Annotated in this window: 15 protein-coding genes; 3 read left to right on the top strand and 12 right to left on the bottom strand. The window is 71.7% G+C overall.

All coding sequences use genetic code 11. From position 1 onward, the window contains the following. Nucleotides 1–30 precede the first annotated feature (30 nt). From GCG21_RS10565 to GCG21_RS10535, 7 genes are all read right to left on the bottom strand, one after another. The gene (locus GCG21_RS10565) at nt 31–2,553 is read right to left on the bottom strand and encodes an ATP-dependent Clp protease ATP-binding subunit (protein WP_152909650.1); all 2,523 of its coding nucleotides are present in this window, start codon (nt 2,551–2,553) and stop codon (nt 31–33) included. Between the two features lie 94 nt (nt 2,554–2,647). Beyond that, nucleotides 2,648–3,565, bottom strand: a complete 918-nt coding sequence (locus GCG21_RS10560) for an Fpg/Nei family DNA glycosylase (protein WP_152909649.1) — start codon at nt 3,563–3,565, stop codon at nt 2,648–2,650. 57 nt (nt 3,566–3,622) lie between these two features. Beyond that, nucleotides 3,623–4,045 (bottom strand): D-aminoacyl-tRNA deacylase, encoded by a 423-nt coding sequence (gene dtd / locus GCG21_RS10555; protein ID WP_152909648.1) that lies wholly within the window; start codon nt 4,043–4,045, stop codon nt 3,623–3,625. Between the two features lie 43 nt (nt 4,046–4,088). Continuing rightward, nucleotides 4,089–4,454 (bottom strand): DUF2516 family protein, encoded by a 366-nt coding sequence (locus GCG21_RS10550; RefSeq protein ID WP_227993664.1) that lies wholly within the window; start codon nt 4,452–4,454, stop codon nt 4,089–4,091. Between the two features lie 156 nt (nt 4,455–4,610). Next, nucleotides 4,611–5,747, bottom strand: a complete 1,137-nt coding sequence (locus tag GCG21_RS10545; protein WP_152909646.1) for a folate-binding protein YgfZ — start codon at nt 5,745–5,747, stop codon at nt 4,611–4,613. Between the two features lie 2 nt (nt 5,748–5,749). Beyond that, complete coding sequence (locus GCG21_RS10540; RefSeq protein WP_152909645.1) at nt 5,750–6,340, bottom strand: FABP family protein; 591 nt, start codon at nt 6,338–6,340, stop codon at nt 5,750–5,752. A gap of 165 nt (nt 6,341–6,505) precedes the next feature. Beyond that, nucleotides 6,506–7,237 carry a hypothetical protein gene (locus tag GCG21_RS10535; protein WP_152909644.1) on the bottom strand — a complete coding sequence of 244 codons (732 nt, stop codon included), beginning with the start codon at nt 7,235–7,237 and terminating at the stop codon, nt 6,506–6,508. Between the two features lie 437 nt (nt 7,238–7,674). Here GCG21_RS10535 and GCG21_RS10530 point away from each other — a divergent pair, with 437 nt between their 5' ends. From GCG21_RS10530 to GCG21_RS10520, 3 genes are all read left to right on the top strand, one after another. Beyond that, the gene (locus tag GCG21_RS10530; protein ID WP_153878844.1) at nt 7,675–8,313 is read left to right on the top strand and encodes a DUF47 domain-containing protein; all 639 of its coding nucleotides are present in this window, start codon (nt 7,675–7,677) and stop codon (nt 8,311–8,313) included. Nucleotides 8,314–8,322: 9 nt separating this feature from the next. Then, a complete protein-coding gene (locus GCG21_RS10525; RefSeq protein ID WP_370517452.1) occupies nt 8,323–9,315 on the top strand; it encodes an anion permease in 993 nt (330 codons plus the stop codon). 189 nt (nt 9,316–9,504) lie between these two features. Then, a complete protein-coding gene (locus GCG21_RS10520) occupies nt 9,505–9,942 on the top strand; it encodes a septum formation family protein (RefSeq protein WP_194165047.1) in 438 nt (145 codons plus the stop codon). 56 nt (nt 9,943–9,998) lie between these two features. Here GCG21_RS10520 and pstB read toward each other — a convergent pair whose 3' ends face one another. From pstB to GCG21_RS17285, 5 genes are all read right to left on the bottom strand, one after another. Next, nucleotides 9,999–10,778 (bottom strand): phosphate ABC transporter ATP-binding protein PstB, encoded by a 780-nt coding sequence (gene pstB, locus GCG21_RS10515; RefSeq protein ID WP_153878846.1) that lies wholly within the window; start codon nt 10,776–10,778, stop codon nt 9,999–10,001. Between the two features lie 11 nt (nt 10,779–10,789). Continuing rightward, nucleotides 10,790–11,758: a phosphate ABC transporter permease PstA gene (gene pstA / locus GCG21_RS10510; protein ID WP_152909642.1), complete on the bottom strand. Its 969-nt coding sequence runs from the start codon at nt 11,756–11,758 to the stop codon at nt 10,790–10,792. Continuing rightward, a complete protein-coding gene (gene pstC, locus GCG21_RS10505; protein WP_153878848.1) occupies nt 11,758–12,738 on the bottom strand; it encodes a phosphate ABC transporter permease subunit PstC in 981 nt (326 codons plus the stop codon). Before pstC ends, pstA begins: the two co-directional genes overlap by 1 nt. A 19-nt stretch (nt 12,739–12,757) precedes the next feature. Beyond that, entirely contained in the window at nt 12,758–13,906 is a 1,149-nt protein-coding gene (gene pstS / locus GCG21_RS10500; RefSeq protein WP_370517451.1) for a phosphate ABC transporter substrate-binding protein PstS, read from the bottom strand. 137 nt (nt 13,907–14,043) lie between these two features. Next, nucleotides 14,044–15,003, bottom strand: a complete 960-nt coding sequence (locus GCG21_RS17285; protein WP_194165050.1) for an NUDIX hydrolase — start codon at nt 15,001–15,003, stop codon at nt 14,044–14,046. Nucleotides 15,004–15,005: the final 2 nt, after the last annotated feature.

The following is a 15,005-nucleotide window of genomic DNA, read 5'->3' as shown; positions in this document are numbered from 1 at the left end:
GCGGGGGCCGTCGACTCGGCCGGGTGGGCCTCAGACGCCGTCGGAGCTGGAGCCGACGGCCGCGGGTGCCGGTTCGGGACTCGCCTCCGCCTGCCGCTCGCGCGGCACCTGGCGGAACGTGAAGGTGCCGAGCAGGCCCTCGCCCTCGGCGTCCACGACCACGGTGTGACCGCGGGAGATCTCCCCGTAGAGGATCTTCTCGGACAGCTGGTCCTCGATCTCGCGCTGGATCGCCCGGCGCAACGGCCGCGCACCGAGCACCGGGTCGTAGCCGCGCTCGGAGAGGAGCTTGCGGGCGGGCTCGGTCACCTCGATGTCCATGTCCTGATCCCGCAGGCGCGTCGCGAGCTTGGCCACCATGAGATCGACGATCTGGTAGATCTCCTCCTGGCTCAACTGCGGGAACACGATGGTGTCGTCCACACGGTTGAGGAACTCCGGGCGGAAGTGCTGCTTGAGCTCGTCGTTGACCTTGAGCTTCATGCGGTCGTAGTTCGTGCTCAGGTCGCCGCCGGCCTGGAAGCCGGTGAGCAGGCCCTTCGCGATGTCCCGGGTGCCGAGGTTCGTGGTCATGATGATCACGGTGTTCTTGAAGTCGATCACGCGGCCCTGGGAGTCGGTGAGCTTGCCCTCCTCGAGGATCTGCAGGAGCGAGTTGAAGATGTCGGCGTGCGCCTTCTCCACCTCGTCGAACAGCACGACCGAGAACGGTCGGCGCCGCACCTTCTCCGTGAGCTGGCCGCCCTCCTCGTAGCCGACGTATCCCGGTGGGGATCCGAACAGCCGCGAGACGGTGTGCTTCTCGCCGTACTCACTCATGTCGAGCTGGATGAGGGCGCTCTCGTCGCCGAAGAGGAACTCGGCCAGCGCCCGGGCGAGCTCGGTCTTGCCCACGCCCGTGGGGCCGGCGAAGATGAACGAGCCGCCGGGGCGGTTCGGGTCCTTGAGGCCGGCGCGGGTGCGGCGGATCGCCTGCGAGAGCGCGGTCACGGCGTCGTTCTGGCCGATGACCCGCTTGTGCAGCTCGTCCTCCATGCGCAGGAGGCGCGAGGACTCCTCCTCGGTCAGCTTGAACACGGGGATGCCGGTCGAGGCGGCGAGCACCTCGGCCACGAGCTCCTCGTTCACCTCGGCGACGTTGTCCATGTCGCCGCTGCGCCAGGCCTTGTCCTTCTCGCCGCGCTTGGCGGTGAGCGACTTCTCCTCGTCGCGCAGGCGGGCCGCCCGCTCGAAGTCCTGGTCGTCGATCGCCGATTCCTTCTGGCGACGCGCCTCGGCGATCTGGTCGTCGAGCTGACGCAGCTCCGGCGGGGCGGTCATGCGGCGGATCCGCAACCGCGCTCCCGCCTCGTCGATCAGGTCGATCGCCTTGTCCGGCAGGAACCGGTCGTTCACGTACCGGTCGGCGAGGTTGACGGCCGCCACGAGCGCGCCGTCCGTGATCGTGACCCGGTGGTGGGCCTCGTAGCGGTCGCGCAGGCCCTTGAGGATCTCGATGGCGTGCGGCAGGTCCGGCTCGGACACCTGGATCGGCTGGAAGCGACGCTCGAGCGCCGCGTCCTTCTCGATGTGCTTGCGGTACTCGTCGAGCGTGGTCGCGCCGATGGTCTGCAGCTCACCGCGGGCGAGCATCGGCTTGAGGATCGAGGCGGCGTCGATCGCGCCCTCGGCCGCCCCCGCACCCACGAGGGTGTGGATCTCGTCGATGAACAGGATGATGTCGCCGCGGGTGCGGATCTCCTTGAGCACCTTCTTGAGGCGCTCCTCGAAGTCGCCGCGGTAGCGGGAGCCGGCCACGAGGGAGCCGAGATCGAGGGTGTAGAGCTGCTTGTCCTTGAGGGTCTCGGGCACATCGCCCTTGACGATGTCCTGCGCCAGCCCCTCGACCACGGCGGTCTTGCCCACGCCGGGTTCACCGATGAGGACCGGGTTGTTCTTCGTGCGGCGCGAGAGCACCTGCATGACCCGCTCGATCTCGTTCGCCCGCCCGATCACCGGGTCGAGCTTGTTGTCGCGCGCGGCCTGGGTGAGGTTGCGGCCGAACTGGTCGAGCACGGCCGAGCCGGAGGGCGTGCCCTCGGCGGGTCCGCCGGCTGCGACCGTGTCCTTGCCGCCCTGGTAGCCCGAGAGCAGCTGGATCACCTGCTGGCGCACCCGGGTGAGGTCGGCCCCGAGCTTGGTCAGCACCTGGGCCGCGATCCCCTCGCCCTCACGGATGAGGCCGAGCAGGATGTGCTCGGTGCCGATGTAGTTGTGGCCGAGCTGCAGCGCCTCGCGCAGGGAGAGCTCGAGCACCTTCTTGGCGCGGGGCGTGAACGGGATGTGCCCCGTGGGGGACTGCTGTCCCTCCCCGATGATCTCCTGCACCTGCGAGCGCACGGCCTCGAGGGAGATGTTGAGGGACTCCAGCGACTTCGCGGCGACCCCCTCACCTTCGTGGATGAGGCCGAGCAGGATGTGCTCGGTGCCGATGTAGTTGTGGTTGAGCATCCGCGCCTCTTCCTGGGCGAGGACGACGACCCGACGGGCTCGGTCTGTGAATCTTTCGAACATGGCAGCGCTCCTTGGCCGGTCTCGGCGTTCCGATAAGGCTAACCATGAAGCGCGGGCGAACCTGCCTCTGTTCGCCGCGGGCGCAGAGGTTCGCTCACCCGCGCCGCTGGCAGCGGCCGCACCAGAACAGGTTCCGCCCCGCCAGCGCACGGATCTGGATCCGCGCGCCGTCCCGTTCGCAGGGCTCGCCCGCATGCTTGTAGACGGCGCTCGCCCGGCTCTCCAGGTGTACCTCGCCACCCGCGGCGAGGGCCGCCTCCACCGCGGCGACCTGCTCGGGGATCGTGACGATCCGGGAGGTGGCCACCCCGAGCGGGAGGAGGCGCACGAGGTCGTCCCAGATGAGGTTCCAGGAGCGGCGCTGGAGCTTGTCGCCCGGGGTGAACGGGCTGAGCCGGTGGCGGTAGAGCACCTCGGCGCGGTACACGTTGCCGACGCCGGCGAGGACGTGCTGATCCATGAGCAGTTCGGCGATCGGCTTGCCGCTGCGCCGGATCCGGGCCCAGGCGAGCTCGGGGTCGGCGTCGGGGCGCAGCGGGTCGGGTCCGAGCCTCGCGACGGTCCGCTCGATCTCCTCGGGCGTGACGAGCCGGCAGATCATCGGGCCGCGCAGGTCGGCGACGTGCCGCACCCCCGGCTCCCCTCCGGACAGGATCCGCAGGCGCACCTGGCCGGTCACCGGCGGATCCTCCGGCTCGCGGGCCTCGCCGCCGATCCCGCCGGTCGCAGCGATCGAGCCGGTCGTAGCGATCGAGCCGGTCGCGGCGATCGAGGCGATCCCGTCGACGCTGAACGCCCCGATGAGGCCGAGGTGCACGTGCAGCCACCGGTCGGCCGCGAACTCCACCCCGAGGTGCTTGCCCCAGGCCTGCGCCTCGACCAGCTCCCGCCCGTCGAGTTCGGCCGCACCGGCGGCGAACCGGCCCTGCGGGCTGCTCACGCGCACCGGCGCGCGGGCGAAGGCGCCGTTGAGCCGGTGGGCGATGCGGTGGATCGTGTGGCCTTCGGGCATGGCTCCATGGTGGCGCACGGTGCGAGGGCGGAGCGGGGACCTTCCAGCCGTCGACGGCTACGTGTCGACCAGGACGGTGAACGGCCCCTCGTTGGTGAGCGACACGCTCATGTCGGCACCGAAGATCCCCGTGGCCACGGTGATGCCGCGGGTCCGCAGTTCGGTCACGACCCGGTCGACGAGCGGCTCGGCGAGTTCTCCCGGGGCGGCGCCGGACCAGGACGGCCGCCTGCCCTTCCTCGTGTCGCCGTACAGGGTGAACTGGGACACGACGAGCACCTCGGCGCCCGCATCGGCGACCGACGTCTCGCCGGGCAGGATCCGCAGCTCGGCGATCTTGCGGGCGACCGTGGCGGCGTCGGCGCCGGTGTCTGTGGGCGCGGCGGCCACGAGGGCCACGAGGCCCGCGCCGATCCGGCCGGCGACCTCCCCCTCGACCGTGACCGAGGCGGAGCTGACCCGCTGGAGCACGGCCCGCATCAGCCCTCCCGGACGGCGGCCCATGTCGGCGCCGCCGTGCCGCTCACCAGCCGCGCCAACTCGGCGGGCCCTCGTCGAAGCCGCGCGGGGGGCGGGGGCGGCGCGGCCCCTTGCGGCCACCGGCCCGGTGGACGGCGGGGCGCACGTCGGCGAGGTAGATCCCCCCGCCGATGAGGCCGGCGAGGGAGAAGAGCAGGTTGCCGCCGACCCCCAGGGGCGGCGGGATGCCGAGGAAGGCGAGCACGGCGGCGAGGCCGGTGATCAGCAGCCAGAAGGTCTTCGTGCGCTTGCCCGCCGCCGGGAACGAACCCGAGTGCATGAGCAGGGCGTGCACGAAGGCCCACCCGGCGACGACGACGCCGACGAGTGCGAGCGCGAGCAGCAGCCAGAGCTGAGCGGATTGAACCATTCCCACGTCGCCCAGCGTACGTGGTCACGCCGAATGCGACGACCGGCGCCGGGTGCCGGCGGCCGAACGCGGCATTCCCTGCGGATTCCGGCCCGGGACCTCGCCAGAATCCCGCGTTCGGCGGCAGAGATGTGACGCCGCGCGCGAATCGCCCGGCTACTTGCCGCGCAGGTCGTGCGGGGCGCCGCCGAGGTCGCGGCGGCGCAGCCCGGACCGGTCGACCTGCTCGGGGCGATCGGTGCCGATGCCGCCGGTGTTGACGATGACCTCCTGCGCCACGGCGATTCCGCTCACCACGAGGTCGACCTCGGGATCGAGGTTGCGCTTGAGGAGCGCGAGGCCGACCGGGCCGAGCTCGTGATGGCGCACGACGGAGCCGAGCGTGCCGACCACCCGGTCCCGCGGCCCGATGATCTCGGCACCGGGATCGGGGATGACGTGCTCCGAGCCGTCGAGATGGAGGAAGGTGAGCCGCCGCGGGGGCTTGCCGAGGTTGAACACCCGGGCGATCGACTCCTGGCCGCGGTAGCACCCCTTGTGCAGGTGCACGCTCGTGCGCAGCCAGTCGAGTTCATGCGGGAGGGCGCGCTCGTCCACATCGAGGTTGTGACGCGGACGCCAGGTGGCCACCCGCATCGCCTCCCAGGCCCACACGCCCGCGAGCTTGCCGCCCACGGCGAGTGCCGCGTCGACGACCGCCGTCACGTCGCCCGACGGGACCACCCACAGGGCCGCCGACCACTCGGAACCGGGGTGGACGTCGTCCGCAGGCCCATACCGCGTGGACCCCTCGGCCGTGCGCGGCCACGGGTCGCGCCAGACCACCAGATCCTCGCCGCGGGCACCGGCGAGCGCCGGCCCCGCGGCGCTCGTGCCGAGCACGGCGACCTCCGGCAGCTCGACGGTCACCTCGTAGCGGAAACGCATCTTCTCGAGATACGCGGCGAGCGCCTCGGCGCGACCGGAGTCCACGAGCAGCCAGGTGGTCGCGCCGTCGTCGACGACGCCGGCGGCGTGCTCGATATGCCCCTGGACGTCGAGCAGCATCAGCTCGGTCGCCTCGCCCGGGGCGAGTCCCTCGAGGCGCTGACTCGAGAGCGTGTGCAGCCAGGAGAGGCGGTCGGCGCCGGTGACGCTCACGACCCCGTGATGGCTCAGGTCGACGACGGCGATGCCCCGCTCGAGCGCTCGCTGCTCCCGCACGGGCTCGCCGTAGTGGGCGGCGACGCCCTCGTCCGGGGCGAGTGCGCGCACGGCACCGGGCCGGCCGGTCAGGGGCGACGGCTGGGACATCGTCAGCTCATCCGCTGCAGGCGGCCGGAGGAGTACGACGCCATCTCGTGCCCGAAGGCCGCGAGGTCGGTGGCCCACATGAGTTCGCCGCCGACCAGGCCGTACATGCGCTTGGCGGCCGTGATGTCGGCGCCGGTCCGGGTGCGGGCCACGAGGTCGGTGGCGAGGTCCACGCGGGGGCCGGCGACGGCGCCGAGGTAGACGCTCACGTGCCCGGTCGGTTCGGCCAGGAGCACCTCGAGCTGGGTGACGGGCGTGCGGGCGGGATCCCCCTCGCCCGTGAGTTCGCGGGCGTCCTCGGGGGCGGCGGGGGCGACGCGCCAGTAGCCGGACTCGACGCTCCACACGTCGCCGGCGACGAGGTCGGCCTGGTCCACCGTGGTCTCGAGGCCGTCGATCTCGCCGGCGAGCAGCCAGGTCGTGGCCGTGTAGTTCAGGTACGGACCGCCGTCGTGCCCGAAGGTGGCCTCGACCACGATCGGGCGCTCGGGGATGTCCTCGTAGCCGAGGAAACCGGGGCCGCGCCAGCTTCCGACCAGCCACGCCAGCGGATACACCTCGGGCGCGAGTCCCTCGGGGAATTGGAATGCCATGGCGACCTCAGCGGCGGCGGTAGAGGCGCTGAACCACGAGCCCGGCGAAGGCTGCGGTGCCGAGTCCGACCAGCACCACGAGGACCACGAAGAGGTTTTCGACCATGGCGCGAGTGTACCCATGGCGGGCTCCGGGCGGCCACGGTCGATGCCGGGGAACGGACCTCAGCCGATCGGCAGCAGCACCCGGCCGAGGATGTAGACCGGCACGCCGCTGACGGAGACGACGCTCAACGCCGCGGCCAGGCCGGGCAGGAGCCGGCCCGAGACGGGGTAGTGCGCGAAGAGTCGGTGCACGGTGGCCACGAGCAGCCCGGCGGCGAGGCCCACGAGCGCGCCGACCAGGGTCGACAGGGTGGTGGCCGCGAAGCCGATGCCGCTCCCGGCGGCGCAGGCGAGCACCACGGAGGCCACGGTGGACCACGTGGCGGGCAGCCGGACGAGGGCCACGACCGAGGCCACCGCGATCGCCACGGCGGCCGTGATCACGAGCGCCTCGGACCGGGGACTCGGCCCGATCGCGAGCCAGCCGGCGGCGGAGGCGACGATCACCGCCCCCGTGATCGTGCCCGCGACCTCCTCGAGCAGCCGGGGCCGGCCGTCGCGCCGGAACAGCTGGGCCAGGAACGCCGCGAGCACCGCCCCGGCGGCCACGACCGCGAGCCAGGCCAGATCCTGCAGCAGCTCGACCACGAGCACCGAGCTCGCCGCCGTGGCGAGCAGCACGACGGTGGCGGCGGCCCGCGCGGGAAGGCCGACGAGGGCCGGCCAGCCGAGGGCGCAGATGACCGCGATCGCGGCGACCGTGATCGTCAGGAGGGGCCGCGGGGTCAGGGTGGTGACGCCGACGCCCGTCGCGGCCGTGGCGGCCACGACGGCGCGAAAGCTGCCGCTCATCATGGGCGGGTCCTCATCGGCAGGTCCTCATCGGCAAGTCCTCTCGGGCGGAAGTCGACTGGGCTCAGGCTACCGAGCCACCGGCCCGCCGGTGCACGCGACAGTTGGCCCGGCAGTTGGCCCGGCGCGGCTCTGCGGCGTAGACTGATCGCGACGTCGGGCCGAAACCGGCCCCGGGCTCCAAAATTCGCCGCTTCGAGCGGCCTTCACGCCGTCAGGCGCTGGCCGGCCCGGCGTCATCTACCCGGGGCGATGTGGCCACCGGCGGGCCGACGACGTGCCGCAACTCACGACGTTCGGGGGCATGGCCGGGCGCGTCGGGTTCTTCTCGGGGCGCCCGCACCACGGCACCCCGCCCCGGGCGCGGTTGGTATGTGCGGCTCGCGTTTGTGCTCTAGCCTTGGGCCGTTCGCCATTCCCTCGCGACGGAGACTCCGGTGCGTTTCAAAATCACGCCTCGTGACGCCACGTTCTTTGATCTCTTTGCCGACCTCGCGGCCCATCTGGTGACCGGGGCCAACCTGCTCGCGCAGCTGGTGGGCAGCGAGCCCGCCGACCGCGGGCCGCTCGCCGAGCAGCTCAAGGACTGTGAGCACCTCGGCGACGATGCCACCCACTCGATCCTGCGGCGGGTCAACCAGACCTTCGTCACCCCGTTCGACCGGGACGACATCTACGACCTCGCCAGCGCCCTCGACGACTGCATGGACTTCATGGAGGCGGCCGGGGAGATCGTCGTGCTCTACGGGGTCGACGAGCTTCCCGATGCGGTGACCGACCAGGTGACCACGCTGCAGCGCGCGGCCGAGCTCACCGCCGACGCCATGCCGAAGCTGCGCACGATGACCGGCCTCGAGGAGTACTGGATCGAGGTGAACCGCCTCGAGAACGAGGCCGACAAGCTCTACCGCGCCCTGCTCGCCGACCTGTTCCGCAATCCGCGGTACCAGGAGAGCCCGGCCGGTGTGGTCGAGCTCATGCGGCTGCGCTCGGTCATCGACACCCTGGAGCAGGCGGCCGACAGCTTCGAGAACGTCGCCAACACGGTCGAGACGATCATCCTCAAGGAAAGCTGACCGGCGGCCGTGGAACTCGCGCTTGTCATCCTGGTCGTCGTCATCGCCCTCACGTTCGACTACACGAACGGCTTCCACGACGCCGCCAACGCCATCGCCACGTCGGTCTCGACCCGGGCGCTGACCCCGCGGGCGGCCCTGGCGATGGCCGCGGTGATGAACCTCGTCGGCGCGCTCCTCGGCGTCGGCGTGGCCGAGACGATCGGTTCGGGGATCATCAACGCCCCGGAGGGCCATCAGGGCCTGGTCGTGGTGCTCTCGGGGCTGGTCGGCGCGATCGTCTGGAACCTCATCACGTGGTGGAAGGGCCTGCCCTCCTCCTCCTCGCACGCACTCATCGGCGGCCTCATGGGCGCCGGGATCGCCTCGTTCTCGCAGGTGCACTGGACGGTCATCCTCGACAAGGTGGTCATCCCGATGATCGCCTCCCCGCTCGTCGGGTTCGGGCTCGCCTTCCTCGTCATGGTGGGGGTGCTGTGGCTGTTCCGGAACGCGGCCCCGGGGAAGACCCAGCGCCGCTTCCGGATCGCCCAGACGATCTCCGCCGCCGCGATGGCCCTCGGGCACGGCCTCCAGGACGCGCAGAAGACCATGGGTGTCATCGTGCTCGCCCTCGTCGCCGGCGGCTTCCACGACGACACCTCCATCCCGCTGTGGGTCAAGCTCGCCGCGGCCGGCGCGATCTCCGCCGGCACCTACTCCGGCGGCTGGCGCATCATGCGCACCCTCGGCCGCAAGGTGATCGAGCTCGACCCGGCCCGCGGGTTCGTGGCCGAATCGGTGGCGGCCTCGGTGCTCTACACGACCGCGTTCGTGTTCCACGCCCCGATCTCCACCACCCACACGATCACCTCGGCGATCATGGGCGTCGGTGCCACGAAGCGGCTCTCGGCCGTGCGCTGGGGCGTGGCCCGCAACATCGGCATCGCGTGGGTGCTCACCATCCCCGCCGCCGCCCTCGTGGCCGCGATCATGTACCGGATCATCCACCTCTTCCTCTGACCCGGGCCGGCACCCCGCGCTCCTGCGCACCGATCGTTCGAGTATGGACGACGTCGCTCGCCGTGGGCGGGCGCGGCGGCCCGGGCGCGACTCGTCATGGGTACCCCTGCCCTGTGGACGGAGTAGGTGTCGGGGGCCGATCTGGCTAGGGTCGAAACGTTCTATTCCTCCAGTCGATCGGATTCTCCGTTGTCCCTCCCCCGTCGCCTCGGCGCCGCCACCGTCGGTGCCCTGCTCGTCTCGGCCGGCAGCCTCGGGCTCGCCGCCTGCTCCACCGTCGCCACCGCCTCGGTGGGCACGTGCACGAACCTCAGTGACCTGCAGGACGAGATCACCGACATCCCCGCCGTGGGCTGTGACACCTCCCACGACGCGGAGGTCTTCCACCTCGCCGCCCTCGACGACGGCGACTACCCCGGCGACGACGCCGTCGGGGAGGCGGCCGACCAGGCGTGCTACGACGCCTTCGAGGCCTACGTGGGCACGCCCTCCGAGGAGTCCGCGGTCGCCTATCTGGTGATCCCGCCGAACGAGGAGACCTGGACGAAGGCGAACGACCGCGAGGTCGTGTGCATCGCGGCGACCGAGGATCCCGTGGAGCAGAGCTTCCGCGACTCCGGCCTGTAGCCCGAGTGATGGCGAGGGGGCCCGGGACCAGGTTCGATCCCCGGGCCCCCTCCGACTCAGCCGAAGCGGCCGGCGATGTAGTCCTCGGTCGCCTGCTCCTTCGGTGAGGCGAACATCGTGGCGGTGTCGTCGAGCTCGATCAGACGCCCGGGCGCTCCGGTGCCGGCGATGTTGAAGAATCCGGTGCGGTCGCTCACCCGCGCCGCCTGCTGCATGTTGTGGGTGACGATGACGATCGTGTAGTCCTCCTTGAGCTCGCTCATGAGCTCCTCGATCGCCAGCGTCGAGATCGGGTCGAGGGCCGAGCAGGGCTCGTCCATGAGCAGCACCTGGGGGCGCACCGCGATGGCGCGGGCGATGCACAGCCGCTGCTGCTGGCCCCCGGACAGCGCGGACGCGGGGGCGTCGAGGCGGTCCTTCACCTCGTTGAACAGGTTCGCGCCCGTGAGCGCCGACTCGACCAGCGCCTCGCCGTCGGACTTGCCGATCCGGCGGCTGTTGAGCCGGATCCCGGCGAGCACGTTCTCGGCGATCGACATCGTGGGGAACGGGTTCGGGCGCTGGAACACCATCCCGATGCGTCGGCGAACGTCCACGGGGTCGACGTCCCTGCGGTAGAGGTCCACGCCGTCCATCACGATGGACCCCTCGACGCGGGCGCCCGGGATCACCTCGTGCATCCGGTTGATCGTGCGCAGGAACGTGGACTTGCCACACCCGGAGGGCCCGATCAGGGCGGTGATCGAACTCGGTTCGATGGTCATGGTCACGTCCGCGACGGCGTGCTTGGGGCCGTAGTAGACGTCGAGGTCGCTGATCTCGATGCGACGGGTCACGATGGGTTCCTTCAGGTTCGGGGGGAGAAGTAGCGGCTGACGAGCCGGGCGAGGAGGTTGAGCAGCATGACGATGGCGATGAGGGTGAGCGCTCCGGCCCAGGCGCGGTCGATCGAGGCCCCGCCCTGGGCGTACTGGCGGTACACGTAGACCGGCAGCGTGGCCACCCGGCCCTCGAAGGCGTTCCAGTTGACGCCCGCGGCGAGGCCGACGGTCACGAGCAGCGGCGCCGTCTCCCCGATCACCCGCGCGATCGCGATCATGATGCCGGTGGTGATGCCGGCGATGGCGGTGCGCAGCACGACCTTGACGATCGTGAGCCAGCGCGGCACGCCGAGGGCGTAGGCGGCCTCCCGCAGCTCGTTCGGCACGAGCCGCAGCATCTCCTCCACGGAGCGCACCACGACCGGGGTCATGAGCACCGCGAGCGCGACGCCGCCGATGACGGCGGCCTTGTAGGCCGGGCCGAACAGGATCGTGAACAGGGCGAAGGCGAAGAGTCCGGCGACGATCGAGGGGATCCCGGTCATGACGTCGACGAGCAGGGTGATCCCGCGCTTGAGGGGGCCGCGCCCGTACTCCACGAGGTAGATGGCCGTGAAGATCCCCAGCGGGATGGAGATGACGGCCGCGATCCCGGTCACCTGCAGGGTGCCGATGATCGCGTGGTAGACACCGCCGGAGACCATCGAGCCGTACACGCCGACCATGTCGGTGTTGAGGAACGTCCAGCCGAAGCGGGAGATCCCGTTGCTCACCACGATCCACACGAGCGAGACGAGCGGGACGAGCGCGAGCACGAACGCCCCGCACACCGCGATGGTGGCGAGGCGGTCCTTGCGGCGGCGATGGGCCATCGGCACCGGCGTGGGTTCGGGGATCGGACGGCGGACGCGGCCGGACCCGGCTGGGTCTGGGCGGGTCCGGCCCGCGTCGGCGGCGGACGCGCGGGATTCGGCGGCGGTCACGGGCGCGGTCATCAGTTCGCTCCGTCGAATTGGGCGCGGCGGGCGACGATCCAGCGCGCGAGCAGGTTCACCGCGAAGGTGAGGATGAACAGGATGAGCCCGGTGGCGATGAGCACGTCGACCGCGATCCCCGAGGACTCCGGGAACTGGGCGGCGATATTCGCCGCGATCGAGCTGTGCTGGCCGGGCTTGAGGAGGAAGAAGTTGATCGCGAAGCCGGGCGAGAGCACCATGAGCACCGCCATGGTCTCCCCGAGGGCGCGCCCGAGGCCGAGCATCGAGGCGGAGATGATGCCCGACTTGCCGAAGGGCAGCACGGCCTGGCGGATCATCTCCCAGCGGGTGGCGCCGAGCGCGAGGGAGGCCTCCTCGTGCAGCCGCGGCACCTGCAGGAACACCTCGCGGATCGTCGCGGTGATGATCGGCATGATCATGACCGCGAGCACGATGCCGGCGGTGAGCACGTTCCGGGCGGGGGCCTGGTAGCCGGCGAAGATCGGGATGAACCCGAGGGTCGAGCTGAGCCATTCCAGCACCGGGCTGATGAGCGGCTGCAGGAACGCCATCCCCCAGAGCCCGAACACGACCGAGGGGATCGCGGCGAGCAGGTCGATGAGGTACCCGAGGCCGGACGCCAGCCGGCGCGGGGCGTAGTGCGAGATGAACAGCGCGATGCCGATGCTCAGCGGCACGGCGATGACGAGCGCGATCGCGGAGGAGAGCACGGTGCCGAAGGCCAGCGGGGCGACGTAGCCCCAGAAGCCGGCGCCCTGGGTGGCGTCGGCGACCTCGCCGGGCGAGGCGGTGAACGCGGGCCAGGCCCGCACGAGCAGGAAGGCGGCCACGGCGGCGAGCGCGATGAGGATGGTCACGCCGGCCCCGGTGGAGATCGCCGCGAAGAGGCGGTTGCCGAAGCGGCCGGAACGGCTCTCCCCGCCGAGCCCGGAACTGGCCGGGCTCGGCGGGGAAAGGCGGGGAGTTGCTGAGGTCACGAGAACTCCAGTACGCGAATCAGTTCGCGCCGATTGCTGAGATGGCGGTCTCGACCTTCTGGCGGAGGTCGGCGGAGATCGGCGCGGAGCCGGCGACGTCGGGCTCCGCGGCGCGGGCCTGACCCGCCTCGCTCGCGACGTAGGTGAGGTAGGCGGCCACGTTGGCGGCCTGGGCCGGGTCCTCGTACGTGGAGCAGGCGATGAGGTAGGAGACGAGCACGATCGGGTAGGAGCCCGACTCGGTCGTGTCGCGGGCGAGCTCGATGGTCAGCCGCAGGTCGGTGGCGTCCTCGGTCGGGGGCGAGACGTCGACGACCTTGGCCGCGGCCTCCGCGGACAGCGGCACGAACTGGCCGCCCACGCCGACCGCCACGGTGCCCAGGTCACCGACCCGGGAGGCGTCGGCGTAGCCGATCGTTCCCTCGGCGGCGGAGACGACGTCGATCATCCCGGAGGTCTGCTGACCGGACTGGGTGCCGGCGATCGGCCACTCCTCGACCGGGCCGTGGGTCCACACGTCGGGGGCGACGGCGGCCAGGTAGTCGGTGAAGTTCTCGGTCGTGCCGGACTTGTCCGAACGGTTGACCGGCACGATCTCCAGGTCCGGCAGCTCGATCTCCGGGTTGGCGGCCACGATGGCCGGGTCGCTCCAGTTGGTCACCTCGCCCGCGAAGATGCCGGCGATGGTCTCGGGCTCGAGGTTGACGTGCTCCGCCCCGAGGGAGGGCAGGTTGAACACGATCGCGATCGGGGAGATGTACAGCGGCAGCTCGAGGGCCTCGCCGCCGAGGCACCGGGCACCGGCCTCCTCGAGCTCCTCGGGGCTGAGCGCCGCATCGGAACCGGCGAACTGCACGGTGCCGTTGAGGAACTGCTCGCGCCCGGTGCCGGACCCGGTCGGGTCGTAGTTGACGGTCACGTCCGGGTTCGCCTCGGTGAACCCGGCGATCCAGCCGAGGGCGGCGTTCTCCTGCGAGGAGGCGCCCGAGCCGGCGATCATGCCGGAGAGCTCGGAGGCGGCGCCGCCGCCGGGGGCCGCGCCGTCGGCCGAGGTGTTCCCGCCGTTGTTCGCGGGCCCGCAGGCGGTCAGGACCAGCGCGGCCGCGATGACGGAGCCGGCGACGGCACCCGCCCGGCGGGCCGAGCGTCGAATCGGAGCAATGCTCACGGTGGTTGTCCCAATCTGTTCAGGTCGTGGGCCGCGAACTCCGCGGCCACGGCCCACGTTAGGAACCCCACGTGACGCCGGATCCTCGCGCCGGTGACGCCGGGCTGACGCCCGGGTGAACAGTGGGTGAACGAACCTCAGCTGCGCCCGCGGTACAGCTCGGCGGCCACGACGGCCGGCTTCTTGCGGCCCGGTTTGGCCGGGTTCCGGCGGACGGGCCGGCCGATGTGGGCGATGAGCACCTCGCCGGTGCGCAGATACGGATCCGCGGCGGGCAGCCGGGCCGCCACCGGGTCCGGGGCCCGCGCGGCGAGCGCGGCGAGGGCCACCGGGAGCACCGGTCGATGCGTACAGACGACGGTCGCCGGCTGTCGTAGCGAGAGCACCGACTCGAGCACGGCCCGCGCGCGGTCCGGTGCGTGGCGGGCGCCGTCCTCGGTCAGTTCCTCGAGCACGGCCACCGGCACGCCGGCGGCCTCGGAGTAGGGGGTGACGGTCAGGGCGCACCGCGCCCACGGCGAGGTGAGGATGCGGGCGGCGCCGTAGGCGGACAGGATCGGCACGAGCGATCGCGCCTGATTCTGCCCGGTCGCCGTGAGCGGACGGGTGTCCTCCCCGCCCTGCCAGGCGGATCGGCGCCGGGCGCGTCCGTGCCGCACGAGCAGCACCGGCCAGGTCGCCAGCGTGCCGTCCGCGTGCAGCTCGAGCAGGGCCATGAGCGGGGCCCGGTCGGCGCGGCGGGTGAGCATCTCCAGGGCCTGCACCGCCTCGACCCACCGGGCCTCGTCGACCTCCTCCGGGGTGGTCGGCACGGCGGTGGAGTGGTCGATCCCCGCGGCCGGGGTGGCGGCCCAGTACCAGCACACCTTCGGGGTGCCGCCGCCGAGCACGTAGCGCACGGTCGGCAGGGGCCGCCCGAGCACGGCCTCGACCCCGGTCTCCTCCCGGACCTCGCGCACGGCCGCGGCGGGCAGCGTCTCGTGCTTGTGGAGCTTCCCCTTGGGCCAGGACCAGTCGTCGTAGCCGGGCCGGTGCACGAGCAGCACCTCGAGGTGGCCGCCGGCGAGCCGCCAGAGGAGGGCGCCCGCGGCGTGCACGG

The organism is Pseudactinotalea sp. HY160, assembly GCF_009372055.1.
GTDB lineage: Bacteria > Actinomycetota > Actinomycetes > Actinomycetales > Beutenbergiaceae > HY158.
This window is presented reverse-complemented; position numbering and strand designations above follow the sequence as displayed.